The 24,615-nt window shown below is 69.2% G+C and carries 22 protein-coding genes; 16 read left to right on the forward strand and 6 right to left on the reverse strand.

Translation table 11 applies throughout. From position 1 onward, the window contains the following. Window positions 1-154: 154 nt before the first annotated feature. From ACIOMQ_RS33905 to ACIOMQ_RS33925, 5 genes are all read right to left on the reverse strand, one after another. Complete coding sequence (locus ACIOMQ_RS33905) at window positions 155-1,309, reverse strand: glutathione-independent formaldehyde dehydrogenase (RefSeq protein WP_362193435.1); 1,155 nt, start codon at window positions 1,307-1,309, stop codon at window positions 155-157. Window positions 1,310-1,854: 545 nt separating this feature from the next. Beyond that, complete coding sequence (locus ACIOMQ_RS33910; protein WP_402191637.1) at window positions 1,855-3,474, reverse strand: N-6 DNA methylase; 1,620 nt, start codon at window positions 3,472-3,474, stop codon at window positions 1,855-1,857. After that, window positions 3,461-4,654, reverse strand: a complete 1,194-nt coding sequence (locus ACIOMQ_RS33915; RefSeq protein WP_401262472.1) for a hypothetical protein — start codon at window positions 4,652-4,654, stop codon at window positions 3,461-3,463. The genes ACIOMQ_RS33910 and ACIOMQ_RS33915 overlap by 14 nt, the downstream gene beginning before the upstream one ends. Window positions 4,655-4,710: 56 nt before the next feature. After that, window positions 4,711-6,111 (reverse strand): N-6 DNA methylase, encoded by a 1,401-nt coding sequence (locus ACIOMQ_RS33920; RefSeq protein WP_402191640.1) that lies wholly within the window; start codon window positions 6,109-6,111, stop codon window positions 4,711-4,713. Window positions 6,112-6,221: 110 nt separating this feature from the next. After that, the gene (locus ACIOMQ_RS33925) at window positions 6,222-6,407 is read right to left on the reverse strand and encodes a hypothetical protein (protein WP_362193423.1); all 186 of its coding nucleotides are present in this window, start codon (window positions 6,405-6,407) and stop codon (window positions 6,222-6,224) included. 974 nt (window positions 6,408-7,381) lie between these two features. Here ACIOMQ_RS33925 and ACIOMQ_RS33930 point away from each other — a divergent pair. Further along, complete coding sequence (locus ACIOMQ_RS33930) at window positions 7,382-8,317, forward strand: DUF5655 domain-containing protein (protein ID WP_402191642.1); 936 nt, start codon at window positions 7,382-7,384, stop codon at window positions 8,315-8,317. Window positions 8,318-8,413: 96 nt separating this feature from the next. Here the strand turns inward: ACIOMQ_RS33930 and ACIOMQ_RS33935 are convergent, their stop codons facing one another. Then, window positions 8,414-9,160 (reverse strand): site-specific DNA-methyltransferase, encoded by a 747-nt coding sequence (locus ACIOMQ_RS33935; RefSeq protein WP_200717926.1) that lies wholly within the window; start codon window positions 9,158-9,160, stop codon window positions 8,414-8,416. 578 nt (window positions 9,161-9,738) lie between these two features. Here ACIOMQ_RS33935 and ACIOMQ_RS33940 point away from each other — a divergent pair. From ACIOMQ_RS33940 to ACIOMQ_RS34010, 15 genes are all read left to right on the forward strand, one after another. Further along, window positions 9,739-10,884 (forward strand): C40 family peptidase, encoded by a 1,146-nt coding sequence (locus ACIOMQ_RS33940; RefSeq protein WP_402191646.1) that lies wholly within the window; start codon window positions 9,739-9,741, stop codon window positions 10,882-10,884. 86 nt (window positions 10,885-10,970) lie between these two features. Next, on the forward strand, window positions 10,971-11,279 hold the full coding sequence (locus ACIOMQ_RS33945; protein WP_266805323.1) for a DUF6112 family protein: 309 nt from the start codon (window positions 10,971-10,973) through the stop codon (window positions 11,277-11,279). Then, window positions 11,279-11,968: a hypothetical protein gene (locus ACIOMQ_RS33950; RefSeq protein ID WP_266805321.1), complete on the forward strand. Its 690-nt coding sequence runs from the start codon at window positions 11,279-11,281 to the stop codon at window positions 11,966-11,968. Before ACIOMQ_RS33945 ends, ACIOMQ_RS33950 begins: the two co-directional genes overlap by 1 nt. Before the next feature lie 27 nt (window positions 11,969-11,995). Next, window positions 11,996-13,384, forward strand: a complete 1,389-nt coding sequence (locus ACIOMQ_RS33955) for an ATP-binding protein (protein ID WP_266805319.1) — start codon at window positions 11,996-11,998, stop codon at window positions 13,382-13,384. A 144-nt stretch (window positions 13,385-13,528) separates the two neighbouring features. Then, window positions 13,529-15,001, forward strand: a complete 1,473-nt coding sequence (locus ACIOMQ_RS33960) for an SCO6880 family protein (RefSeq protein ID WP_402191649.1) — start codon at window positions 13,529-13,531, stop codon at window positions 14,999-15,001. Between the two features lie 34 nt (window positions 15,002-15,035). Next, the gene (locus tag ACIOMQ_RS33965; RefSeq protein ID WP_402191652.1) at window positions 15,036-15,488 is read left to right on the forward strand and encodes a DUF6238 family protein; all 453 of its coding nucleotides are present in this window, start codon (window positions 15,036-15,038) and stop codon (window positions 15,486-15,488) included. A gap of 26 nt (window positions 15,489-15,514) precedes the next feature. After that, window positions 15,515-17,020: an ATP-binding protein gene (locus ACIOMQ_RS33970; protein WP_402191654.1), complete on the forward strand. Its 1,506-nt coding sequence runs from the start codon at window positions 15,515-15,517 to the stop codon at window positions 17,018-17,020. Window positions 17,021-17,053: 33 nt separating this feature from the next. Next, a complete protein-coding gene (locus ACIOMQ_RS33975) occupies window positions 17,054-17,524 on the forward strand; it encodes a hypothetical protein (protein WP_266805313.1) in 471 nt (156 codons plus the stop codon). A 91-nt stretch (window positions 17,525-17,615) separates the two neighbouring features. Beyond that, complete coding sequence (locus ACIOMQ_RS33980) at window positions 17,616-18,248, forward strand: hypothetical protein (protein WP_266810108.1); 633 nt, start codon at window positions 17,616-17,618, stop codon at window positions 18,246-18,248. Between the two features lie 813 nt (window positions 18,249-19,061). Next, entirely contained in the window at window positions 19,062-19,832 is a 771-nt protein-coding gene (locus tag ACIOMQ_RS33985; protein WP_359461419.1) for a hypothetical protein, read from the forward strand. 105 nt (window positions 19,833-19,937) lie between these two features. Then, on the forward strand, window positions 19,938-20,159 hold the full coding sequence (locus tag ACIOMQ_RS33990; RefSeq protein ID WP_359461436.1) for a hypothetical protein: 222 nt from the start codon (window positions 19,938-19,940) through the stop codon (window positions 20,157-20,159). Between the two features lie 193 nt (window positions 20,160-20,352). After that, entirely contained in the window at window positions 20,353-21,495 is a 1,143-nt protein-coding gene (locus tag ACIOMQ_RS33995) for an AAA family ATPase (protein ID WP_266810105.1), read from the forward strand. After that, window positions 21,492-23,291 (forward strand): hypothetical protein, encoded by a 1,800-nt coding sequence (locus ACIOMQ_RS34000; RefSeq protein ID WP_402191659.1) that lies wholly within the window; start codon window positions 21,492-21,494, stop codon window positions 23,289-23,291. The genes ACIOMQ_RS33995 and ACIOMQ_RS34000 overlap by 4 nt, the downstream gene beginning before the upstream one ends. A gap of 208 nt (window positions 23,292-23,499) precedes the next feature. Then, complete coding sequence (locus ACIOMQ_RS34005; protein WP_402191663.1) at window positions 23,500-23,991, forward strand: hypothetical protein; 492 nt, start codon at window positions 23,500-23,502, stop codon at window positions 23,989-23,991. Between the two features lie 59 nt (window positions 23,992-24,050). Beyond that, entirely contained in the window at window positions 24,051-24,560 is a 510-nt protein-coding gene (locus ACIOMQ_RS34010) for a hypothetical protein (protein WP_266805305.1), read from the forward strand. Window positions 24,561-24,615: the final 55 nt, after the last annotated feature.

The raw sequence follows: 24,615 nt of genomic DNA on the forward strand, positions 1-24,615 counted from the left end.
GGGGCAACACGCGGCCGCCCCGCCCCCGGTCGGGGGGGGGCGGGGCGGCCGGTTCCGCGTCTTGGGCGGACAGGTCAGACGCGGAACCGGACGGTGCCGAACGGACCGAACGGACCAGCCAGACCGGACAGACCGAACGGGGAGTTCAAACCGTTCAGGTCGCACCGTCAGGGTGCAGGACGACCTTGGTCCAGCCGTCGTCGCGATTGTCGAAGTGCTCGTAGCCCTGTGCCGCTTCCGCGAGCGGGAGCTCGTGCGAGACGATCCAGGACGGCTTGGCCTTGCCCAGCTGGATCAGGTTGCACAGCTGCCGGTTGTAGGCCTTGACGTTGGCCTGGCCGGTGCCCATCGACTGGCCCTTGAACCAGTACATGCCGTAGTCGAAGGCGATCTCTCCTTCGTCCTTGTAGAGCTGGTCCGGGCTGCCGGGGTCCTGCGGTACGAAGACGCCGACCACACCGATGGTGCCGGTGAACTTCACCGACTGCACCAGGTTGTTCAGCGTCAGGTTCGGCTGCTCGTGCCCCTGGGCGTCGTGCGCCTGGTAGCCCACGCACTCACACCCGCAGTCCGCGCCCAGACCGTTGGTGTGGTCGTTGATCTGGTCGATCGGCGAACCCTTGGAGTCGTCGATCGGGATGGCGCCGATCTCCTCGGCCAGCCGCAGCCGGTCCGGATGACGGTCGACGACCATCACCTTGGCGGCACTCTTGAGGTTCGCCGACAGTGCGGCCATCAGGCCGACCGGCCCGGCGCCGTAGATGACGACGGTCTCGCCCGGACGCACCCTCGCGAGCTCGGTGCAGTGCCAGCCGGTCGGAAAGACATCGGACAGCATCACGTAGTCGGTCTGCTTCTCCCACGCTTCTTCCGGCAGCACCAGGCAGTTGGAATCCCCGTACGGAACCCGCAGATACTCGGCCTGCCCTCCGTTGTACGGGCCCATTCCCGCGAAGCCGTACGCGGCGCCGGCCATCCTCGGGTCCGTCGGCGTGGTCAGGCAGAACGCCGTCAGTCCGTTGTCGCAGTTGCGGCAGAACCCGCAGCTGATGTTGAACGGCAGGCAGACCAGATCGCCCACTCTCACCCGGTCCACGCCGTTACCGACCTCGATCACCTCACCCATGTTCTCGTGCCCCAGGACGCGCCCCGTCTCCATGTCGGTGCGCCCCTCGTACATGTGCAGATCCGATCCGCAGATGTTCGTCGAGGTGACCTTGACCAGCACGTCCGTCGGCCGCTCGATCCTCGCGTCCGGCACGTCCTTGACGCTCACCGACCGCGGCCCGTCATACACCAGTGCCTTCATGGGATTGCCTCCACATTCCTCATCCCGGACTCCTCATTCCGGATTCCTCATTCCGGCCTCGCCCAGGCCCCTGCGGGCCTTATCCCGAAAAACCCTTGAACCGGAATGCATATAAGGAAGATTCATTGACCGCATACGGGAATGGGTTCATTTGATTGCACGCGGGTTCACCGATCGCACGAGGGGCGGCACTCCACGCCACTTCAACCCTCCCACCGGGGCGTGGCGTGTCAAACGCAGAGCTCCGCCGCCGGAATGCGACGGCGAATGCGGCGCCCTCGGCCCGCAGGGCTCCTGAGGCGTTCCTTGAGCGTGGATCCCGGACGGACCGCCTCGCACCGATTCCTCTGGCCGCCTCTGCCCAGGAGTTGGCGGGCGGCGGCCAGGCGGTCGCCGGGGCGCCCCGCTGTGCTGACGTTCGACACCGTGACGATCCTCGGCAGTTGCGCGGCCGGAGTGCTGACCGACCGGGCCGGCGGCCGGGGTGTCGGACAGCGACCAGGGCAGAAACGGTGCGATCATCTGCCGACGCACATCAGGGCACGTCACGGACCTATGGGCGGCGTCCACGGGGCCCGGTGGACACCGCGCAGCTGCTCGCGTATGTCCGCTTCCAGACGGTCCGCTTCGTCCAGGAGACCGTAGAAGTCCCGGGTAGTCCGATCGATCCGGTCCTGAATGGGCTCCCTGTCGCCCTCGCCGTCCTTGACCTCCGACGTGCCCACATAGCGCCCGGGGGTAAGCACGTGGTTCAGTGCGCGGATCTCCTCCAGCCCGACGGATCGGCAGAATCCCCCCACGTCCCGGTACGACGCGGCATCCGCTGTGCCGCGCCAGGCGTGATACGTCCCGATGACGGCAGCAAGGTCGTCCTCCGCCAGCACGCGCTCCGCACGGCCGACCAGCGTCCCCAGGTTGCGCGCGTCGATGAACAGCACTTCTCGGCGGCGGTCGGCCAGCCTCGCCGTCCCCTGCGACGACTTGTCCCTGGCCAGCAACCAGACGCACGCCGGAATCTGCGTGTGCGGGAACAGCTGGGCCGGCAGGGCCACCATGCAAGCGACCAGATCACTCTCCACCAACGCTGCCCTGATACTGCCCTCGCCCAGCTGATTCGAGGTCATCGAGCCGTTCGACAGCACGACGCCGCCACAACCGCGGTCACCCAGCTTGGAAATGACATGCTGCAGCCAGGCGTAGTTGGCATTGGACTGCGGCGGAACCCCGAACCTCCACCGCGGGTCGCGCTCGTCCCGCGCCCACCCGCCCATGCGGAACGGCGGATTGGCCACAACGTAGTCGGCCTTGAGATCGGGCAGCCGATCCTCCGCCAAGGTGTCGGACCAGCTGTCGCCCACGGCTGCCGGGTCCATTCCGTGAACAGTGAAATTCATCTTCGCCAGCTGCCACGTGCGCTGATTCAACTCCTGACCCCAGATCCGGAGATCCCGGCCAGGACGACCGCCGTGTGTCTCGATGAACTTCCGGGCCTGGATCAGCAGTCCACCTGTCCCGCAGCAAGGGTCGTGGATCCGCCCCTCGCGCGGCGCCACCATCCCGACCAACAACCGAGCCACACTCGCCGGGGTGTGGAACTCTCCATCGCGTCTGCCTTCGGCACGGGCGAACCGTGCGACGAAGTACTCGTACAGCTCGCCCATGACGTCACGCGGCGGACGGCTTCCCGCTCCGGCGACACGGTCGTCGCCGAGCAGCGCGAACAGTCCCCTCAGCGGGCGATCCAGGTCGACGCCGGGCATGGCGAAGACCGTCGGAAAGGCACCGGTCAGGTCCCGGCTCTCTCGCATCACGGCTCGTACGGCCTCATCGAGAACCTCACCGGCATCGCACTCCGGGTCGCGCAGACGCTCAGCGATCGCGTCCCAGCGTGCGACCGGCGGAACCCAGTAGACGCCTTCCGAGGCGTACTCGTACGGGTCGTCGAGAATCAACTGCCGATGGTTCTCGGGAACGTCCGCGAGATCAGGGCTCCCGATGATCTGCCGCCGCCGCTGTTCGAAGGCGAAGGACACATAGCGCAGGCAGAGCAGGGCGAGCACGAATTCCTTGTACTGCGCCGCGTCCACAGCACCGCGCAGCGCGTCCGTGGCCTTCCACAGGAGATCGGCGGCCGTTTCGGCCGCTGCCTTCTTACGATGCTGCATGTGCCGGATCCCCCGTCCCCTTCAAAGCCGAACCGACCGACGGGGCGTGCAGGACCTCGGCCAACTCGGCGGCGATCAGAGCCTCAAGGGCCCGGTTCTCCGAAACCGCCGCACAGGCCCGTTCGTGAAGCGGCCCCGCAATCCTGGCGAAGGACCGCCGCACAGCGGAATCCGGCCATGGCACGTTCCAACGGGAGAATGCCTTCAGGCGCATCTCACGCGCCTGGGCCCCCTGCGCCGTCGACACCAACTCATGACTCCTGGACCTGAGCGCGTGCAGCATCCACATCCTGTCCGTCTCGTCGGCGGTGCGAAGCGCGAGAAGACCTCGGCCGGGAACCACCGGAATGCCGGACACGACGGTCTTCACCTCGCCGGGCCTCGGGGCGATCAAGAGCACGCCAGGCGCGCACACCGCATCGGGATGCGTCCACGTGCGCTGGCTGGTCCGGTCGACGTGCGGGAGCGGACTCTGCAGCACTTCGCTCGGCGCCGCCCAGGCGACACCCTCCGTGCCGGCGGTCTCGGGGGACTTCTCCCTCAGGACTCCGTTGATCACATCGCTCACGTCGGACACCGCACACCTGGAAAGGCCCCCGCCGCCCTGCTCGCTTCTCGTGAAGTGCAGGTCCGCGAGTTCGACGGCGCACCCGGCGATCCTTGCGTTGATCGCGATCCGCTGCTCGACCAGGCTCATGGTGCGCAAGAGCCGGTTGCGGGGCTCCGGGGGCGGCAACGGCACGTTCAACTGCCGCAGGGTGGAAATGCTGAGCGTCGAGTGTGCGGAACCTGCCGAATGCGCCGCGCACCAGTCCCGAGCCTCGGGCATCCTCAGCCACCAGAGGAGCCACCTTCCGATCCCGTGGGCGCGGCCCTCGTCGGTGAAAGTGATGATGCCGACCGACCGCGCGGCGTTCCACCCCGCCAGTTCCTCGCCGACCACCGCGGCGTCACCGATCCGGCCCACCAGAACGACCACGAGATCGCCTGGAGTGAGCGCAGTCCTGATATGGCGTTCGTGCACCTCCCCGGAGATCCTCATGGGGTTGCTCCGGTCCACGGTCCCTCCAGTGATGTCGCCGGCCCGCAAGAGGGCCACACCCCCCGGTTCATGCGGTCCGGGGCTCACCACGCCATACGTCACCGAGGCAACGCCCGGTAGGTCGCCCAGCGGATACACGGAACCGATCGACGACGAGAGCCGGGCATCGTCACGCTGAGGAGCCGCTTCGTTTCTCATGGTTCCCCCAGAACGGAACGAAGCCGGCGGTTGATGTGCGCGGCTTCGTCGAAACGGTCATAGAGCTCTCTCCGCACTTCTTCTCCCCGGTTCCGGTCCCCGGCCGGGCCTCTGGCACGCACCGAGGTCTCGGACCGCGAGCGGACATAGCGGCTGGGCGTCAGGTCGTAGTCACACTCCGCGATCTCGTCACGCAGCACGGTCCTGCACCACTCGGGTTCCTCGACCGGCGTGTCAGCCTCTCCCCCGGCAACCGCTCCATCCGCGACGCGGTCGCCACGCCACGCCGAAATCGTTCGGTCGCCACGCCACGCCGAAAACGTTCGGCAGATCCGCGTCACGTCTTCCACCGTGAGGTGACGTTGTGCCCCGTCCGTACGTCTTCCCAGCCGCCTCGCGTCCACGAAGAGGACCTCGCCGCGACGCGATGTCCTTCCCCAGCCGGGGTGCCGGTTCTTGTCCTTGCTGAGGAGCCACAGGTTTGCGGCCACGCGGGTGTGCGGAAACAGCCGCGCAGGCAGCGCGACCACACCCCCGAGTACATCGGCCTCCACCATGCGTCGGCGGATCTCCTGTTCCGCTCCGCCCATGCCTTTGGCCGTCGCGCCTTCCGCCAACAGGACAACGGCCCGTCCCTGCGGGGAGAGTTCACTCAGAATGTGCTGGATCCAGGCAAAGTTCGCGTTGCCCTTGGGGGGCATGCCGAAGGTCCAGCGGATGTCTCCGACCAACTCCTCGTAGCCCCAGTTCTTCATGTTGAAGGGGGGGTTGGCGAGAACGACATCGGGCGACAGGCCCGTGGGCCCGGCCAGCAGGCTGTTGGTGGGGCCCGTTCCGAAGTCCCCGCGCAGCGAGTTGAGGACGCTGTTCATCGCCGACACCTGACGGGCCCCGGCGTCGATGTCACGGCCGTACACTCGCGGAACGTCGTTCAGAGAGCCTTCGGCGCGTACCAACCGCACCGCCTCGACGAGGAGCCCGCCCGACCCGCAGACGGGGTCGAGGACACTCTCGTCGGCGCGCGGGGCGGCCAGACCCGCCATGAGTCCGGCGACGCTCCGCGGTGTGCAGTAATCCCCGCCTCGGCCCAACTGGTGCGAGTAGCGGTCGAGGCATGCGTCGAACATGCCTTCCACACTCTCGGCCTCGGCCACCGCGGTGATCAAGGCTGCCAGCCGGAAATCGGCCTCGCCGGACAGCCCGGGTGTACGGATGGAACTGCGAGTCCCCAACTGGACGAACGTCTCGACGCCGGCCGTCGCCCAGACTTCGCTCAGCACCGACTCCGTGGCACCGAAGCGGCCGTTCCCCCTTGCCTCGGCTGCCGCCCGGGTCAGAAAATCCCACGGCGACCTGGTCAGCAGCCGTGGCTCCCAGGCAGCGCGCAGGAAGATCACTTGCAGTGCGAGCCGGTAGGCGGCCGACGGCGCGGTGAGTTCGCCCAGCTCGTCGATGGCACGCCACACACGCCTGAACACGAGCGGATGAACCGGTCCCCCGCGTCCCCTCACAGCAGCCTCATCGAGCTGACGACGCCGAGCCCCAGCGTCAGCGAGACACCGAACGCCATGGCTCCGCCCTGGACCGCTCCCACGATGCGACCACCCCCCGCGAACTGCAGAATTCCGGCCAGCAACCCAACGATCACTGATGCCAAAACCAGCACCGTCAACACCAGCATCTTGTACTGCACGCCCGGAACTCCCCTCGTCCCACATCGATCTGATGGAGCGAAGCTAACAACCGGGCACCGCGCTCGCTCGCAGCATGCCATTTGGTTTTTGATCCTCACCACATACGGATCCCCGTCTCTCCCCGCACCAACCGCTCCACCCGCCCTCCTGCCCCGCCATCGGATCGGGCGGGGAGGATGCGCTCGCCTTCGACTGGCACCCCGCCAGTCCCGTGAACGTGGCTCCCGTCACCGAGCCGTCGCAACACAGGCGCGGGAAATCGGGCGGCAGTGCGGCCGCACTCAGCCGAGGAAAAGCAAAAGCCCCAGGTCACGGCGAGTGAGTCCTGAGGCTTCTACAGAGCCGCCTTCGGGATTCGAACCCGAGACCTACGCATTACGAGACCGTGAGCGTTCATGCTGCGTGGTGCCTGGTCGTGCCGCCGGGTGACGTTTCGGCTGATCAGAGCACGTGCGGCTGGTTGGACTGTGCTCCCCCGTATTGCCTCGTCCAAAGGCGTCCGGCCACCGGCTGGCCACCGGAGGGGCCACCGATGACGACAGCTAGGGCTGCGACACGGGTTGTAGGTCCTCGACAGTGCCTCCTGCGCCTGACCCGCTCCCTGCGAAATCGCCCCCACAAACGTTCCCACCATAGTCGGCGCAGAACGCCTCCCTGGGGAGTGGTCACCGACCCGCGGTTCGCGCCCGCCGACTACTCAGCACCACCGTCGGCTTCTGCCAGCCCCCGGCTCGGGCCAAGGATTCGTCCTCCAGCCTCGCCCAGAGGCACAGCACCTGAACACCGGCACCCCTCGAACTCGGTCTGGAATGGCCGGGCCGCCGCTGGAGCAACGCCAGAACTCTAGTCACCGTGCGTGATGCCGCACCAGTGCGGTGGCGCTGCCTTGAGGACAGGCGGTGCCATCTGCCTGGAATACCTCACTGGCCGTTTCGATTGCTTCTCTTGTACCGATCACGGGAGGGGGACGGTGATGGCCGAGCTGATGTTGTTCCGGCGAGACGCAGGCGGGCGGGACGTCGAACTGCCCGGTTCGACGGTGGCGCTGGAGGTCGAACTGCAGCGGCGAGTCGAGGCCGGCCTGGAGGCGATGCTCGGCATCCGGTTCTTGGCGTCGGAGTACCCGACCGGTCCGTGGCACCGGGGCCGGATCGACACGCTCGGGCTGGACGAGAACGGCAGCCCGGTGGTGATCGAGTTCAAAAAAGGCTCCGACAGCGGGGTGCTGTCGCAGGCCGTCTCGTACCTGTCTTGGCTGGAGTCGGCGCACCACGAGTTCGAGGCGCTCGTGCGGAAGGTGCTGGGCGCGGAGGCCGCCGGGTCGATCGACTGGCGTCGACCGCGGATGGTCTGCATCGCGGCTAGCTTCTCCCACCACGACCGTGTGGCCGTGCAGCGACTGCCCGAGCGGATCGACCTGGTGCGCTACCGGATCTTCGAGGGCGGCCTGCTGAGCTTGCTGCTCGTCGACTCCTCGCCCGGCTTCCCGACCGCCGCTTCCTCCCGGCGAACTCGGGTGCGGGAGACCACGGTCGACGTCGCGGCGGCGGTCCCGGTGGCTCCTTCGCCGACGGATGCCGGCCTGGTACCGCAGTGCCTGCGGGACCTGTACGCGGAGGTGGACGACGCGCTCACGGCATGGGGCGAGGTCGAGGTGGCACCGCTGCGCCACTACATCGCCTACCGGCGGCTGGTGAACGTAGCATCGGTGATCTTCCGCCCCAAGCACGAGGCGATCCTGGTCTATCTCAGACTCGACCCGGACACGGTCGAGTTGGAGGAGGGCTTCACCCGGGACATGCGCGGCATCGGGCACCTCGGGACCGGGGACCTGGAGGTACGCCTCGCTTCGGCAGCCGACCTGGAGAAGGCGGCCCCGTTGATCCGGCGGGCCTTCGAGGCGGCTTGACGCAAACAGAAGGGCGGCTGGAGCATCGGTTACTCGATACTCCAGCCGCCCTTTGGCGTCTGCGGGGCGCGGACCCCGGGCTCCCCGCTCTCATGCTCATGCCTCCGGACCGGCCAGCTCGAAGTCGTCCTTCGTCAGTTCGGCGCGCAGCCGCTCCTCGGCGACATCGGCGTAGTGCGCGGACAGCTCGACGCCCACGAAGCGGCGTCCCTCGCGCAGGGCCGCGACCCCCGTGGAGCCGCTGCCGGTGAACGGATCGAGCACGGTGCCGCCCTCGGGGCAGACCTGGACGAGCTGCTGCATGACCTCGACGGGCTTCTGGGTGATGTGGACTCGGCCCTTGCGGGGCTGGGAGGCGATGTAATGACCCGGCAGGTAGAGGTCGCGGGTGTTGTCGAGGGATCCCTTGACGCCCCAGACGATGAACTCCGAGTCCTGCTTCGGCCCGCCCTTGCGGGGCCGGCTGGAGGGCTTGATCCACGGGATGGTGCCACTCCAGGTCCACCCGGCCATCTGCAGGGCGTCCGAGGTGGTCGGTTCCTGGCGCCAGTCGGTGAAGACCATGGCGACCGCGTGCTCGGTCGAGGCCCGGTACGCCTCGGTGAGCAGTTCGGTCAGCCAGGATCGGTAGGAGCGCTGGTCGCGGTTCTCTCCGGGGAAGTTCTGCAGGTCGTGCGCACTGTTGCTGGTGACGTACTTGGCTCGCGCGGTGCGACCCGTGCGGTCCGAGCTGGTACGTCCGCCGGAGTTGTACGGCGGGTCTGTGATGACGGCGTTGACGCTCTCGTCCGGCAGGGTCTTCAGCACGGTGAGGGCATCGCCTCGGTGCAGCGTGTAGCTCATGTGCGGGGCCTCTTTCAGGGCACGGTGGGACTGAACCCGCTCCGGACGTCGCTCAACAGCGTTCGTTTCGAGCGGGGTTGCGCCGGACGTTAACCGCGAATTCCGGCCGCACCTAACGAGCCGTGTCTCTGTCCGGGGCCGGGCCCGAGAGCCGTTTGGTGCGGCCGGATTCCCGGTCTACTGTCTCGCCATGTCACCGGGGCAGAGCAACGCTCCACCCCTGCTGACCTGTGCTTATCCGTGTTGTCTCGTCCGAATGGGCAGCACGGCGGGCCCGTTAGCCCTTCGTCCGAGAAGCCGTGAGGAGAACCGGTGCTCTGCCTGAGATTACGAGCGCGGCTGGCTGCCGCGCTTGACCCAAAACCGGCGTCCGGGAGCTACCAACTCCCCTGACGCGGGCCCGCCCTGAGAGGCGGATTCACATCGGTGCGGTGCCGACGGCTTTGCACGAGAAGTCGGCACCGCGCCTCCTACGAACTACGAGGAGCCGCTGCGATGCAGCATGCCCTGACACCCCCACGCCCCGACCCAACACCGCTGTCCCTCGGCCACCGCCGAACCGGTGAACGGCAGCGGCGATGAAGAAGACCACCGGAGCCGTCGTCGGTCTCTTCGCATCCGGCCCGCTGCTGCTGGCCGTTCCCATCCTCGCCATCGGTGCGGGTTCGGCTTCGGCCTCCTGCTCGACCGGCGGTGCACAGTCTGTGGATACCGCTGCCGTTGCTTCACAGGTGAAGGCCATCCTGGACGGTGGCGACAAGGGCGCGGTCTCCGTCGCGGGGCTTGATGACCCTGCCGACCAGGTCCCCAACGCCAAGACGATCCAGGCCACCGGCGTCGCGATGAACATTCCGCCCCGGGGGCAAGTCGTGGCCCTGGCAACCGCGCTACAGGAAAGCGGCCTGCGGAACCTGACCTACGGCGACCGCGATTCGCTGGGACTGTTCCAGCAGCGGCCGTCGCAGGGATGGGGCACGGCGAACGAGATCCTCGATCCGGTGCACTCCTCGACCAAGTTCTACGAGGGGCTGCAGAAGGTCTCGGGCTGGCAGTCCCTGTCCGTCACCCAGGCCGCTCAGGCCGTACAGAGGTCGGGATTCCCGGAGGCGTATGCCAAATGGGAGCCGCTGGCCACCGCCTTGCAGAAGGCCATCGCCCCCCTGCTGTCGAAGTCCGGCGGCGGGTCGCCGAGCCCGTCTCCGTCTGGCTCTGCTGCCACCGAGACCGCTCCGTCCGATACCGCGGGCGGTTGTACGGCCGGCGGGGACGGAACCGACTTCGGGACCATCCCTCCGGGCGCGGTGCCTGCCGAGTACAAGATCCCAGCCGATGCTCCGGCGAAGGTCCAGACGGCGATTCGCTGGGCCCTCGGCCAGCTCAAGACGCCGTACCAGTGGGGCGGGAGCTGCACCGACTCCCACGGGCCCGACCCCATGGGCCGGTGCGACTGCTCCTCTCTCATGCAGCAGGCGTACAAGGCCGCCGGAGTCACCCTGACGCGCACCACGTACACGCAGGTCAAGGAGGGCAAGGCGACGTCGGCCGATGCCCTCAAGCCGGGTGACCTCGTCTTCACCGAGGGAACGGCCGAAGTCCCCGAGCACGTCGGGATGTTCATCGGCCAGGGCCTGATCGTCAACGCCCCGCACACCGGTGACGTGGTGCGTATCGCGACGCTCGCGTCCTGGAAGTCGCAGATTCTCGCGGCCCGCCGAGTCGCCTGACCGGCGCTTCTCCCTCCCCCTTCTTCACGCTCCGCCGCTCCGCCCCCTCGGGCTTCAGCGTGCAATAAATCGAACTGGAGTTCGTAATGTATCTCGCCGACAAGGTCATCCAGCTCGCCTACGACCCCGGAATCAAGCCGAACGAGGGCGGGCTTCCTGGCCTCGCCGTCCTCAAGCAGGTGATGGGCTCGATCAACCTCTTCGGGATCATCGCCGTGGTCGGCGCGCTCGCCGTCAGCGCGGGCGTTTGGGCGTGGGGCCACCACTCCGGTGGCCACCAGGCCGAGGCCAACGGCAAGAAGGGTGTGCTGGTCAGCGCTGGCGCGGCCCTTTTGCTGGGCGCCGCGAACGGCGTGGTCGCGTTCTTCAGCACGCTGGGGACGCAGGTCCACTGATGCCCTCCCACTCCTCGAACCCCGGCGGCGCATCTCGCGTGCGCCGCCGGGCGCTGCTCGGCACCGCCGCTCTGGTGGTGCTCGTTGCCCTCGCCGGCCTTGCCGCCTACCTCACCCGCGACGGCAGGGGCTCCTCCAAAGCTGCGGCCCCAACCGCGAGTTCGCCCTCTCCTTCCTCCTCGGCCACTTCGCCGTCCGGATCGCCCTCGCCGAGGTCGCACCCTCACTCCCTCCCGACTCCACCGGGCACCCACGATCCGATCGCGTTCGGGAAGGCAGCCGCCGAAGCGTTGTGGTCGTACGACACCCGCGCGTACTCCCAGGCAGAGCTGCTGACCGCCCTGCATGGGTGGTTGACCACCGAGACCAAGTACGCCGATCCCGCCTCGGTCGACGCGATCGTTCCCTCGCCCGTGCTGTGGAAGGAAATGGCCGCCAACGGCCAGTTCGCCACCGCCAAGGTCAACGAGGGTCACTTCCCGGACTCGTTCACCCAGGCCCTTCAGGCGAATCCCGGAACGATCACGCAGGCGTACGTATACGCCGTGACCGTCTCCGGCAAGCAGTCGATCGCCTGGAAGGGCTCGCCTGCCGGTGGTGCGGAGAACCGCGTCACCACCCTCGCGGTCCAGTGCCGCCCTTCCCACCCGTGTGCCCTGGCCGGCGTCATGCCGTCCGTCGCGCCCTGACCACCAACCCAGAAAGGAGGTATCGCCATGGGAGTCTGCGACTTTCCGCTGATGGACAAGGTGTGCGGTGCTGTCGACTTCGCCACCAACCCCGCCGGGGCCGTCACCGACGGCATCGGAGCATGGATCGCGAAGTCGGCGGGCGAACTGGCAGCCAGCGCTGCGGATCTCGCCGCGAAGGCCGTCAACCAGACCACCGCCATCGATCTCAACGCCGGATGGTTCCGGGACAACTACGAACTCCTGCTACCCATCGGGCTCGCCCTGACCGTCGGCACGTTCTGCATCCAGTTGATGTTCGCGGCCTGGCGGCGAGACGAACGCGCCCTCGCTCAGGCAGCCATCGGCACCATGACCGGCATCCTCTTCAGCTTCTGCGCCATCGCCTTCACGACCGTCGCCATCACCGTGGTCGACGCCCTGTCCGACGGCCTGTTCCAAGCAGCCAACAGCTCAGTCGACGATGCGATCCGCCGTGTGGTGAAGGTCAACGAACTGGGGGCGATGTACGGCCTCGGCTGGGGAGTCCCAGCCCTGGTCGCCCTAGGATGCGCGATCGGCGCGTTCATGTACTGGGGTGTCATGGTCGCCCGCAAGGTCGGCGTCCTGGTGCTGGTCGCTCTCGCCGTCTTCGCCGGAGCTGGCGGAGGCTGGGAGGTCGCCAAGCGGTGGCGACGTGGCTGGATCGAGGCCACCGCCACCCTGGTCGTCTCGAAACTCCTGATGACCGTGGTCTTCCTCATCGGAGTCTCGGCGATGGGCAAGTCGGACGCCCACGACGGCATGGCCGCGCTGTCCGACGCGATGGCAGGCATCGTCGTGATGGTGCTGGTCCTGCTGTGCCCGTACGCCACGTACAAGTTCGTCCACTGGGCCAGCGACGGCGGGGGCCACGACGACCTGCACCGCACCGGCGTCGCGGGCATGGCGGTCGCCGCTGGAGCTGCCAAGACTGCGGGCAGTCTGGCGATGCGGGCCAGCAGCGGTGCACCGGCACCGCAGGGGCCGAGCCAGGTCCCCGGCGCGGGCAGCGACGGCGTTGCCTCCGGCATCAGCCCCTCCGGCGGCACCCTCAGCAAGGAGGGCATCGACTCCGGACCGCCCAAGCCGCAGACCAGCTTCCGGTACGGCGAAGACCCGAACGCCTCCGGCGACAAGGGTCGGGCCCTGATCCAGCGCCCCGGTATCCCGCCGCTCATCAACCGACCCGACGAGGGCGAATCGGGAGGCGCCGAAGGAGAAGCGGGCGGCCAGTTCGTTGCCGCTCAGGCTGGAGGCGGCAACATGACCCGCGCTGGCGCCGCGCCGCCGCCGGCCCCCGCTGCAGCGCCGCCGTCCTCCACGGGGCCTTCGGCAACCGGTTCCCCGACACCGACGAACTGGGTGTATCCCAGCCAGTCGCCGTCGGATTCCTGACACATCACATCCGGGGGCGGGCTGTTACGGCAGCCCGCCCCCCCGCGCCCCGCGCAACCGATCCTCAGAAACGAGCCCCGCCATGACCTCCAGAAGAGCGTCGCGCGCCCCGCCCCCGCCCGCTCCCACCGTCTGGAACCCACCATGTCCAACAAGCACCAGGCCGAAGCCACCACGGCCAGCGTCAAATTTCCTCACCGCTCGCGGCGCGGCATCCTGCTCGGCCTGACCGCCTCGCAGTTGATCGTCGTCAGCCTCACCGGTCTTCTTCTGCTCGCCGTGATCCTCACCCGCGGCGTGGTCGGCGCCCTCGAACTCATTCCGGTCTGGGCGGCCATCGCCCTCCTCGTGTTCGTCCGCTACCGGGGCCGCGCCCTGGCCGACTGGGCTCCGATCGTCACCCGGTACGCCCTGCGCCGCATGCGGGGCCAGTTGATCTGGCTCACCCGGCCTTCCCGACGCCCTATCCGCGAAGGTCTGCTCCACCTGCCCGGCACAGCGGCAAGCCTGCGCGTGGTCACCGCTCCCGACCGCCGATACGGCGCGGTCCACAACCCCCACACCGGCACCCTGACAGCCGTCGTCAAGGTCTCCTCCCGCGCCTACGCGCTGCTCGACCCGGGCACCCAGAACGCCAACGTCAACGGATGGGGGCGCGCACTGGCCGCGCTCGCCCGCACGGGCCAGGTGGCCCGGATCCAGGTGATCGAGCGCACCGTCCCGGACTCCGGCGACGCGCTGCGCCGGTACTGGGAGGAACACGGCCAGCCCCACGCCCCCGTAGCAGGTGCGATCTACAGCGAGCTGATTCAGAGCGCCGGCCCTGCAGCGGCACCGCACGAGGCGTACGTCGCGGTGTCCCTGGACGCCAAGGCCGCACGGCGGCTGATCAACCAGGCCGGTGGCGGCCTCACCGGGTCCTTCAGCGTCCTGGCGCAACTGACCTCGACCTTCGATCAGGCCGCGCGCACCGCCGGTCTCAACCCCACGGGCTGGCTCACCGCCCGAGAGATCGCGGCCGTCGTGCGCACCGCGTACGACCCCAAGGCCCTTGCACCGCTGGACCGTTGGTCCACAGCAGGACGACCCGAGGCTGAGCCCGCTGCCGCCGGACCGGTTGTGGTCGTCGAGAAGTCGGACCACATCATGACCGACTCGGCCGTCCACGCCACGTACTGGGTGGAGAACTGGCCCCGCACCGAAACGTCGCCGGGCTTCCTGCACCAGCTCCTGTTCACCGCCGGGGTCCGGCGCACGCTGTCGCTGTCCTACGAGCCGAAGGGCCTGGACGCCGCCCTGCGCGACGTCCAGCGCAAGAAGTCCAGCGTGATCGCCGATGCCGCCGAGCGAGCCCGGCGGGGCCAGGTCGATTCCGAGGCGGACTCGATCGAGTACCAGGACATCAAGTCCCGGGAGCGCCAGCTCATCGCGGGCCACGCGGATGTCGCTCTGACTGGCCTGCTGACCGTTTCGGCCGACTCGGAGGAGGAACTCCGCTCCGCCTGTGCCGTCGTGGAGACCGCGGCCGTCGGCGCCCAGCTCGATCTCCGGCCGCTCACCTGGCAGCAGGCCGAAGCGTTCACCGTCGCCGCCATGCCGCTCGCCCTCGCCGCCTGATGCCGGCCCTCCTTCCCCCCGAAAGAGCACGCCCATGTCCCGCACCGCTAGCCCGACCGCGCAGGACTTCGTGCCCTTCGCCACCGCCGCGCTCGACTTCCACCGCGCCCTCAACGTTCCGGGCGGTCCGCTCGTCACCACTCGTGCGGAGCTGGACGCCCTGCACGCCCATCTCGTCTCGCTGCATGGCCTGCTCGATGCGCATGCCGCCCGTACCGGCCAGCTCGTGCCGGTCGAAGGAGACCAGCTCCGCGCCACCCGCACCCGGATCTGGCAGGCCGCCGATCACGTCCACGCCGCGTACCACGCGGCACCCCGCCCGGACTCCGGTGAGGTGCCCGAGCGCGAGGCGTGCCAGGCGGGCCTGCCCGAGGGCGCGCCTGAGTTGACCATCTGCCAGCGCCACCAGCGCACCGCGCACCTGGTGCGCCGGCGCACCACCCCGGCCGACCTGCACTCGCCGTTCACGGGTCTCGTCCGCCGCTGACCCGTCTTCCGTCTGGAGAAACGTTCATGCCTCGCACCCGCGCCAGCGCCTCCCACCTGTTCGTCCCTCGCAAAGCGTCACGCGCCGAGCAACGTGCCGCCCGCGCAGGTTTCGCCGAGGCCCGCCGTCAGGCCCGCCGCGCCGGAGCCCCGCCGAAGCACCGCGCCGAGGAGCACCTCGACCCGGAACTGCGGCCGATCTACCCGCCCTCCGGACGTCCCGGTTCCTCCTCGGCTCGGGGCGGCAAGCTCAGCCTCCCCTCCCACCGCATGACCACAGCCACCGTCAGCGGCGCCTATCCCTTCCTCGCGGAGGGCGGCCTGGGCGCCGAAGGGATCTTCATCGGACGGGACGTACACGCGGAGGCGGCGTTCTGCTACGACCCGTTCTCGCTGTACAGCAGCGGGCGGATCGAGGGCTTCACGAATCCGAACGCCGTCTTGGCCGGGATCATCGGCATGGGCAAGTCCGCGCTGGCCAAGTCGATAGCTACCCGAGCGATTGCTCATGGCTACCGGGTCTACGTTCCCTGCGATCCCAAGGGAGAGTGGACGGCCGTCGCGCAGGCCCTGGGCGGCTACAGCATCGCGCTCGGGCCGGGGCTTCCGGGTCGGCTGAACCCTTTGGATGCTCCGGCCCGGCCCGCTTCGGTGAGCGAGGGCGACTGGTCGACCGAGGTCCGCAAGCGCCGCCTCCTTCTCCTGGCGGCCCTGGCGCGCACCGTGCTGAAGCGCGATCTCCTGCCGATGGAACACACCGCCCTGGACCTCGCTCTCGACCTGGTGGTCGCCGAGGCCGACGCCGGGGGCACGGTGCCGCTGCTCGGCGAGATCGCGCACGCCCTCGGCTCGCCCGAGCGCCTCGACCGGGCCCTCGGCGACCAGGCCGGACATATGGGACCGGCCGCACAGGACCTCGCGCACGCCCTTCGCCGACTGGTCCACGGCGATCTGAGCGGCATGTTCGACGCCCCCTCGACGGTGGCCTTCGACCCGACCACGCCGATGCTGTCCATCGACCTTTCCCGCCTCGGCGGCTCCGGCGACGACACCGCCTTGGTGCTGGCAATGACCTGCGCGTCGGCGTGGATGGAGTCCGCGCTCGCCGACCCGGACGGAGGCAGGCGCTGGGTGATCTACGACGAGGCGTGGCGGGTGATGCGGCACGTCGGCCTGCTGGAGCGCATGCAGTCGCAGTGGAAGCTCTCTCGCGGGCTTGGCATCGCGAACCTGATGGTCATCCACCGCCTCAGCGACTTGCTCAGCGCAGGCGATGCCGGCTCGCGCGGCCGGGTGCTGGCCGAGGGCCTGCTGGCCGACTGCTCCACTCGCATCATCTACCGGCAGGAACCCGACCAGCTCGCTGCTGCCGCTTCGCTGCTCGGCCTGACCGGCGTCGAGACCCAGGCGGTGTCCGCCCTGACCAAGGGCCGGGGCCTGTGGAAGGTCGCGGGCCGGAGCTTCATCACCCAGCACATCCTGCACCCCGCCGAGCGAGAGCTGTTCGACACCGACGCCCGAATGTCGGCCTAGCTCAACTGGCCTATAGATAAAGGGAGTTGAGCAATGTCGTCAACCGTACCGCGACCAGACCTCCGAGGCTACGGGGGAGGCGCCGCCTCGGGCCTGAGCCCGCGCACCGCGGCATCGGCCAGCAACTGGATCGACCGCCTTGCCGCCGCCCATCCCGAGGAGTTCGCCGGGCTGTTCCACGAGGCACTCACGGACGACCTTGGCGCGGTGGCCCGGCTGCACCAGCTCCTCGAAACCGCTTCGGAGTGGTGCCGCACACACGAAGCCCGCGACAGCGCCTCCGAGTTGGACGCCCTGGCGGAACGCCTGACCGATCTTGGCGAGGAGCTGCACCTCGTGGGGGAGGGCCTGGACGACGAGATCCACTCCCGCTCCCGACGACCGGCAGCGGCGGCTCGCGTCTCCCCGGCCGTGGCACTCAGCGGGCTTCCCGGCGATCGGCAAATCCCGGCCCCTGCCCCCATCCCGCCCTCCGCCGTCCGCGCACTGCCGCGCTCGCGATGAGCAAAGGCACAAGCACACGAAGCAAGAAGGATCTACCGTGCCCGAAATATCCGCACCCCATGAAGACCAGCCATCCTCGACCTCCGATCACCTGGCGTGGCGCCAGCACATCCCGGCCCTGGCTGCTGCCGCCGCCGGCATCCGCCAGGCGTCCGACGACTGGGATGCGGTCTCGGATTCCTTCTGCGACCGCGACGGCTGGCCCATCGATGACGGCTACGACGACGGCAAGGTGAAACGTGACGCCGAAGCGTGGAAACACGTCGAGGTCTTCCTCGCTCACGGCCCCGAGGTACTGGCTGGTGTGCGGGCCGCCGCCGTCGGTGCCGACTACGTCGAGGGGCCGATCAGCGAGGACCTCCGGCGGCTGCGCGGCATCGACACCAACCTGGAACGAGCAGGCCAGATCCGGCACGAGTGGGATGACGTGTTGGCGCTCATGGACGCCTCGCAACCCGGTTCGCGAGAGCTGTACGTGAGCCGCGCGGAGGAGATCCGCAACGCCGACGGCTGGCACTACGCGGACGAATTGTCATACCAAGGTCCGGCGCTCGCGCGGGCTGGCGACTACTTGGTCCGGCGGGCGGACACCGACCAGTCTCCGCAGACCGAACGCACTCAGGTAGCCCTCACGCGGTCCTCACCGGGCAACCGCAGCACTCCTGCTGCTTCGCCTCCTGCACCGCCCGCTCCGAATCCGCCTCCCGCGCATCGTTCTCGCTGACGCCGCTAACACAGAGTTCCGGCGACGCCAAACCGGCCAATCTCCGGATCCTCGTGGAACACCAATACTTCTGCCGTCCCACGGTCTGCGGCTCGCGCCGTCGGCTGCTGGGGCGCCGGGCCAAGGAGAGGTCCATGCAATCCGACCAGCCTTTGGTCTCCCTCGAAAGCGAGAGCACTCGCATCACCGCGCGCGCCAGCGATCCTCCTCTGCGTTTCACAGCGGCATCCGTGGAACGGGAGCACGGGTACGGGCACGTCACCGTTCCCCTTCGGCAGCGCGGCCTGGAGTGCACCGTCGAGTACGGCCTCAGCGACTACATCGTCCACGTCGGGCTGCCTGACGGTAGTTCGCTGATCATCTCGCCACCCCAGGAGCCGTCCACCGAGCATCCACCCGGGCATCCGGAGAGCTGGTTGGTGACCCGTGGGCATCCTGACGACTCCGCAATCCACGAAGTGATCTACGACTCGGAGCCGGACGGCCCCCACGCGCGACACGGCGGCAACGTTCCAAGTCTGCTCGCCGCGATCGACTCGCGCCTTGATCAGCTCGGCGTGACTCCGCGGGCGGGCGCTGCCTCACCACGAGCGAGTGCCGCTCGCGCACTCTCGCCAACAGCCCAGCGCACGACGCCGACACCACAGCCAGCCGCGTCGGCCATACGCCCGGCGCTGCCACCCGTTCGTCGCTCCTCGTCTGTACCCGGTCGCTGACCGCTTCCCGCCTCGGAGTCCGCCATGGCCCACCCCACCAGAACCATCCCGACCCTCGACCGCGCCGGCCCCCGAGCTTCCACCGGATGGATCTGCTATGCCCACCCACTACGACTCGCTCCCCGACATCGCAGTCGGCCGCCACCCCGACTACGGCATCGTCGCCGCGAACCCGAAGCAACTCGCCGCAAGCACATGGATGTTGAAGGGCTTCGACTTTCACCCCGTCCCGGACCAGCCGACTCTGTACGCACTGGCCGACCAGCAGCGTGACGGACAGGGTCGCGCCACCCGGGCCGTCGCACTGCTACGTAAGTCCGGCTACCAAGTTGACGTGGATGCCGCGTTCGACCCCTCGCTGGCCTCCGGTGCGGCTCCGGCCCGTGAGCGCCCTCTACGCATAGATCCCGACGTCGCCTTCGCCGAGCATCCGCGTCTAGGCATCGTCGCGGCCACCAACGACCACTCCTCTGCGCTCGGCGGCCGACTCATCCTGGAGGAACACGGCTGGCGGCTGAACCCGGACCTGGACATCTACACGCTGCCGATCACCTCCGACCGCAGCGAAGCCCTGGAAAAGGTCGCCAGCGCCACGATGACGATGCACCGATCCGACCTCCAGGTCGCGGTGCAGCCACGTCTCGCCCAGGACGTAACAGCCCGCCGCCCTCCTGCACCCGCGCCACCCGCACGCCACGAGCGCAGCCAGGGCTTGGCCACCCACAAGTTCCCCATCAGCGCTGCCGCGCTCGCCGCCAGCCCAGCCCGCGCCGGCCTCCCGGGCAAGGCGCCGGTTCCCGCTCCCGCCGCGTCCGCTCCGGCGGCCCGGCCGGTAGACCCGCGCATCGCCTTCTCCCGCAATCGCTGACCCCTAAAAGCTCCGGGCCCTCCTCGCCTTCGCCCAACACCCCACCGCTTTCCCGCCAACACCGATAGGAGTTCCGCCGTGCCCGACGCACCAGCAGAGCCGTTCATGCCGATCCGGCACACCATCACCGGGGAGATCACCACCACCGGCTACAACGCCGCCGCCCGGCGAATCCTGCTCCAGGACGGCTTCGAAGAGACGCCCGGCTGCGCCTGCCGAGCGACGGAACCCGGTACGGAGCGGACGCACGGGCCTGCTCGCCAGCCGACGAGCTGCTCGTCGCCGGCCATCCCCTGCCGCTGGACCGCGCCCTCGGTCGGCCGGTGAGCGCCGACGGTACGCCTCGGTTGGCCCGGTCGCCGATGTCGGCACAGTCCGTGATCCGCTCCGAGACCGACCAGCCCCTCCAGCCCATGCCAACCCCGCCCGCCGCCCTACCTGTTGAAGGAGCCTCGTTGTGACCACACCCGGACCGCCTACCAGTCCAGCGCGCACCAAGGGCGGCGAACTACGGGCCAAGGTGGCCCGTCTGCTGGCCGACCGGCCGGCAGATGCGCTCACCATCGGGGGCATGGCCAGGCAGCTGGGCCACTCCCACGGCGCCGTCCGCAACGCGGCCCTGACCCTGGTGCGGCGCGGCGAGGCAGACCAAGGCGGAAGCGGACAACCGGAGTTCCGCGCGAACGCGAAGACTGCCGCAGCCGCGCAGACCGCTGTGATCAGCCCACCGGGCACCCACGCTCCCCGCGCTCAGGCGGCCATGGCCCGCACGACCATTACCGCAGCGGCCACGCCGAAGCAGACCGGCCCGATCCGCCGCGCGGGGGGCCAGCTCTACCACCCCCGGGAGCTGGCCGATCTGCCCGATGTCGAGGCGTTGAACCGTCTGCGCGACGCCGACGTGCCGGTGCTGCTCTACGGCCCTCCGGGCACCGGCAAGACGTCGCTGGTGGAGGCGGCGTTCCCGGACCTGCTCACCGTCGCCGGGGACGGCGACACCACGGTCGGCGACTTGATCGGCGAGTACACGCAGGCTGACAGCGGGGGTTACGTCTTCCAGTACGGTCCGCTGGTCACCGCGATGACCGAGGGCCGTGCCCTGCTGATCGACGATGCCACCTTGATCTCGCCGAAGGTGTTGGCGGCGCTGTATCCCGCGATGGACGGGCGCAGGCAGATCCAGGTCAAGGCCCACAAGGGCGAGACCATCAAGGCCGAGCCGGGCTTCTATGTGGTGGCGGGCCACAATCCCGGCGTCCACGGGGCTGTTTTGACGGAGGCGCTGTCGTCCCGGTTCAGCGTGCAGATTCAGATCGGCACGGACTATGACCTCGCCCTGGCCTTGAGGATCGATGCCCGGGTGGTCCGGGTCGCTCGACACCTCGCCCGCCAGGTCGAACTCGGCGAGCTGGGCTGGGCCCCCCAACTGCGGGAGCTGCTCAGCTACCAGAAGACCGAGGCCGTCCTCGGCACCAATGCCGCGCTCGCGAACCTGGTCGGCATCGCTCCTGTGGAGGATCGCGACGCCGTCGCCGACGCCGTCATCAAGACTGTCGGCGTCAAGAAGATCGCACCCCTCACCCTCGGCAAGCAGCTCCCCGCCTCGGCCGTCCGGCAGCCCCCGGGCAGCACCGGCTCCGCACAGCAGGGCCGCTCGCGATGAGCGCCCACCACCACGTCCAGTCCCCCGCCGTCACGCCGGACGTCGACGCCGACCTCGCGCGATGGGACGACGACGGCGCCCCGCCCGCGCAGCCCCGTTCCTCCCCGGCCGCATGGCTGCGCGTGGGTGCCGAACTCGGCGACCGGCTGGTCGCCCTCTCCGGCCGCCAGGACCTCCTCGTCACCTGCCGTCCCGGCACGCGCAGCGGCGCACCGGCCGCGTTCTTCCCCACTTTGGGCGAGGTCGAGTTCGACGCCGCCCTGTTCTCCCCGCTGAAGGCCCACGAGATCCATCCGCGGATCGTGGGCGACGAGGAGCGGTATCCCGCCGCCTGGGGAGTGTTCGTCCACGAGGCCGCGCACGCGGCCCACTCCGTGTGGACACAGCCTGCCGGAGCGGACCCTCGTGTCGTGGAGGCCGCGCTCCTGCTGGAGGAGAGCCGTGTCGAAGGCGCACACCTGATCACGCGGCCCACGGACCGCACGTACCTGCGTACCAGTGCCCGAACCCTGGTCATGCCCGACATCGCCCACCCCACCCTGAAGGGCATCGAGCACGCCGCCGGCGTGGCGGCCCTGATCCTCGGCCGCCGTGACGTCGGCATCCTGGACGCTGGCGAGACCCGGGCCGTCGCCGATCTGTGCGAAAAGGTGCTGGGCGCAGACCTGCTGGCCACCCTCACCCGCATCTGGACCGCAGCCCACCAGTGCGCCGACCACGACGCCACGACCATGCTCGCGCACGCTCAAGAATGGTGCGACGCTCTGGACGCCGCTGCCCCGGCCCTGCCCGTGCCGGAGAACCTCACCGATCTGCTGTCCGGCGCCGTGGGGGTCGTCATGGACAGCACGGCCGCCACTGACGCCGCCGACCTCGCGGCACAGGCCGCAGCGACCAACGCCGTGGCCGCGAAGTCCAAGGCGCAGGCTCAGGACCGCGCCCAGCGGGCCGGCCAGCGACGTCAAGCCGCCGCCACCGCCAAGTCGGTCTTCAACACCCGTGGCACCACCGTCAACCCCGACGGCACACCGGCGCCCTACGGCAACCCGGTCACCGGCACCCGCAGGCCCACCGCCGCCGAGCAGAGTGCCGCCGCGCGCCTGAGCCGTGCCCTGCGTGCCGCCGCCTACCGCGAGCGGACCGAGGAGCGGACCACCAGCCCCACCCCACCCGGCCGCCTCAACATGCGCGCGGCCCTCGCCCGCGACGCCCAGCGCGCGGCCGGGTCGGTCCCCACCGCGGAACCGTTCACACACACCCGCCGCCGCAACTCCCCCACCCCGCCGCTGCGTGTGGGTATCGCCGTCGATGTCTCCGGCTCCATGCGCGCCGCCTGCGCACCGGTCGCGTCCGCTGCCTGGATCGTGGCACGCGCAGCAGCCCTGACCGACCCCGACTCCCTCACCGCCACCATCGCCTACGACCAGCACCTGACCGCGTTGACCCGACCCACCCACCGAGCACCAGAGCGCGTGACGACGTTCGATGCCAACGGCGGCCACCACAACCTCGGCGACGCCATCGACGCACTCGACCACGGCCTCGAACTCAGCCGCCCCGGCGCCGGCCGCCTCCTCGTGATCGTCACCGACGCCCATTACGGCAGCGACGAAACCGCTGCGGCCGTCACCCGCGTCAAGCAGCTCACGACCGCCGGCTGCGCCGTACTCCAGCTCACCGTCACCGCGGAGTCCCGCCACTTGCCGGGGACCACCTTGCTGCACCTGACCCAGCCCTCCAGCGCTCCCGCCGCCATCGCCACGGCGGCCACAAACGCCATTCGCAGGACGCGCTGAGACGACGCAGAAGGCGGAAGCGTCCCCGAGACCACCGCCAAGCAGTCCAGACCACCTCCGTCCGCCGCATGAATCGTGCATCTGATGCACGACCCTCCGCAGCGACGCAGGCCACCACCCCAACCGCCAACGAAAGGCACTCGATATGAAGCCCCAGACCAGCAGCCCGACCTCGAACGTAACGCCCATCAAACGGAATTCCCCGGGGGTGGCGACCATCTGGCAGATCACCCACTCCTGCGGCCACTCGGCCGAGCGCGACCTGTCCGACCGCGCAGCCGACCGTCGCGCGGGCTTCGCCGAGTGGCTCGCCAAACAGGAGTGCACCAACTGCTGGCGGGCCGCCAAGGAGGGCGACGAGCAGGACAAGGCCGCTTGGCTGGAGGCCAAACGGGCCGAAGAGCAGGCCGAATCCGAAGCCTGGTCTCAGCAGTACCGGATGCCTCCTCTGGAGGGGACCGAGCGAGCGGTCGCCTGGGGTGTGCGCTGTCGCCACCAGGTCCTGGCGGCTGCCTACACCGCCCTGGTCCTCGAAGGCGAGACCAGCGAGACGGAGTGGGAGGAGATCGAGGCAGCCGCTCGCGCCATCACCCGTGCCGGGTGGTGGATCGACCAGCGCTCCTCCGAGCCCGACGACCTCACGGAACTGCTCCAGGCAGCCACCGAAGCCGACCGGCCGACCGAGAACCCCCACTTCTGACCGCACGGTGCCCCGCCTCGGCGGGGCACCGGCTCCTATTTCAAGGACCTTGATACCCCATGCCCGAGTACCCCCTGCGCTGCGATGTCCGGCGCACCGAGAGCACCACGGACCTCCTCGGCCACCTCCACCGCAGCGAGCCAGGTTTTGCCCCCTACCTCCTCACCGCCTGGTCCTCGGAACTGACCGCCCAGGAGACCGTCGTCCTCCCGCACCTGGCACTGCTGCTCGACGAACCCGTCGCGCTGCGGAAACCGCGGACCGGGCACACCGCGTCCCAGCGACTCACCTGGCACTGCGCCATTCGCAACACCACCGACGTGGAACTCAACGACGGCGACTGGTTCGAGCTGACGCGCGAGGTTCTCGACGCCACCGGCATAGAGCCGGACGCCGATCCGGCGGCCTGCCGGTGGGTGGCCATGCGTAACCAGGCCAGCGGGCTCGACATCGTCGCGACCGTCATACGCCAGGACGGCCGCTGGGCCCGGTTGCACAACGACGCCTACTTCGCCCGCGCCGCCTGCGCGAATTTCACCTACGACCACGACCTCGACACCCCGGGATGAGCGGTGGCTTCTACCGGCAATCTCCGGCCGCGCCAAATCGCGAATCCTGCGGATC

The organism is Streptomyces sp. NPDC087845 (assembly GCF_044742755.1).
In the GTDB taxonomy this organism is placed as follows: domain Bacteria; phylum Actinomycetota; class Actinomycetes; order Streptomycetales; family Streptomycetaceae; genus Streptomyces.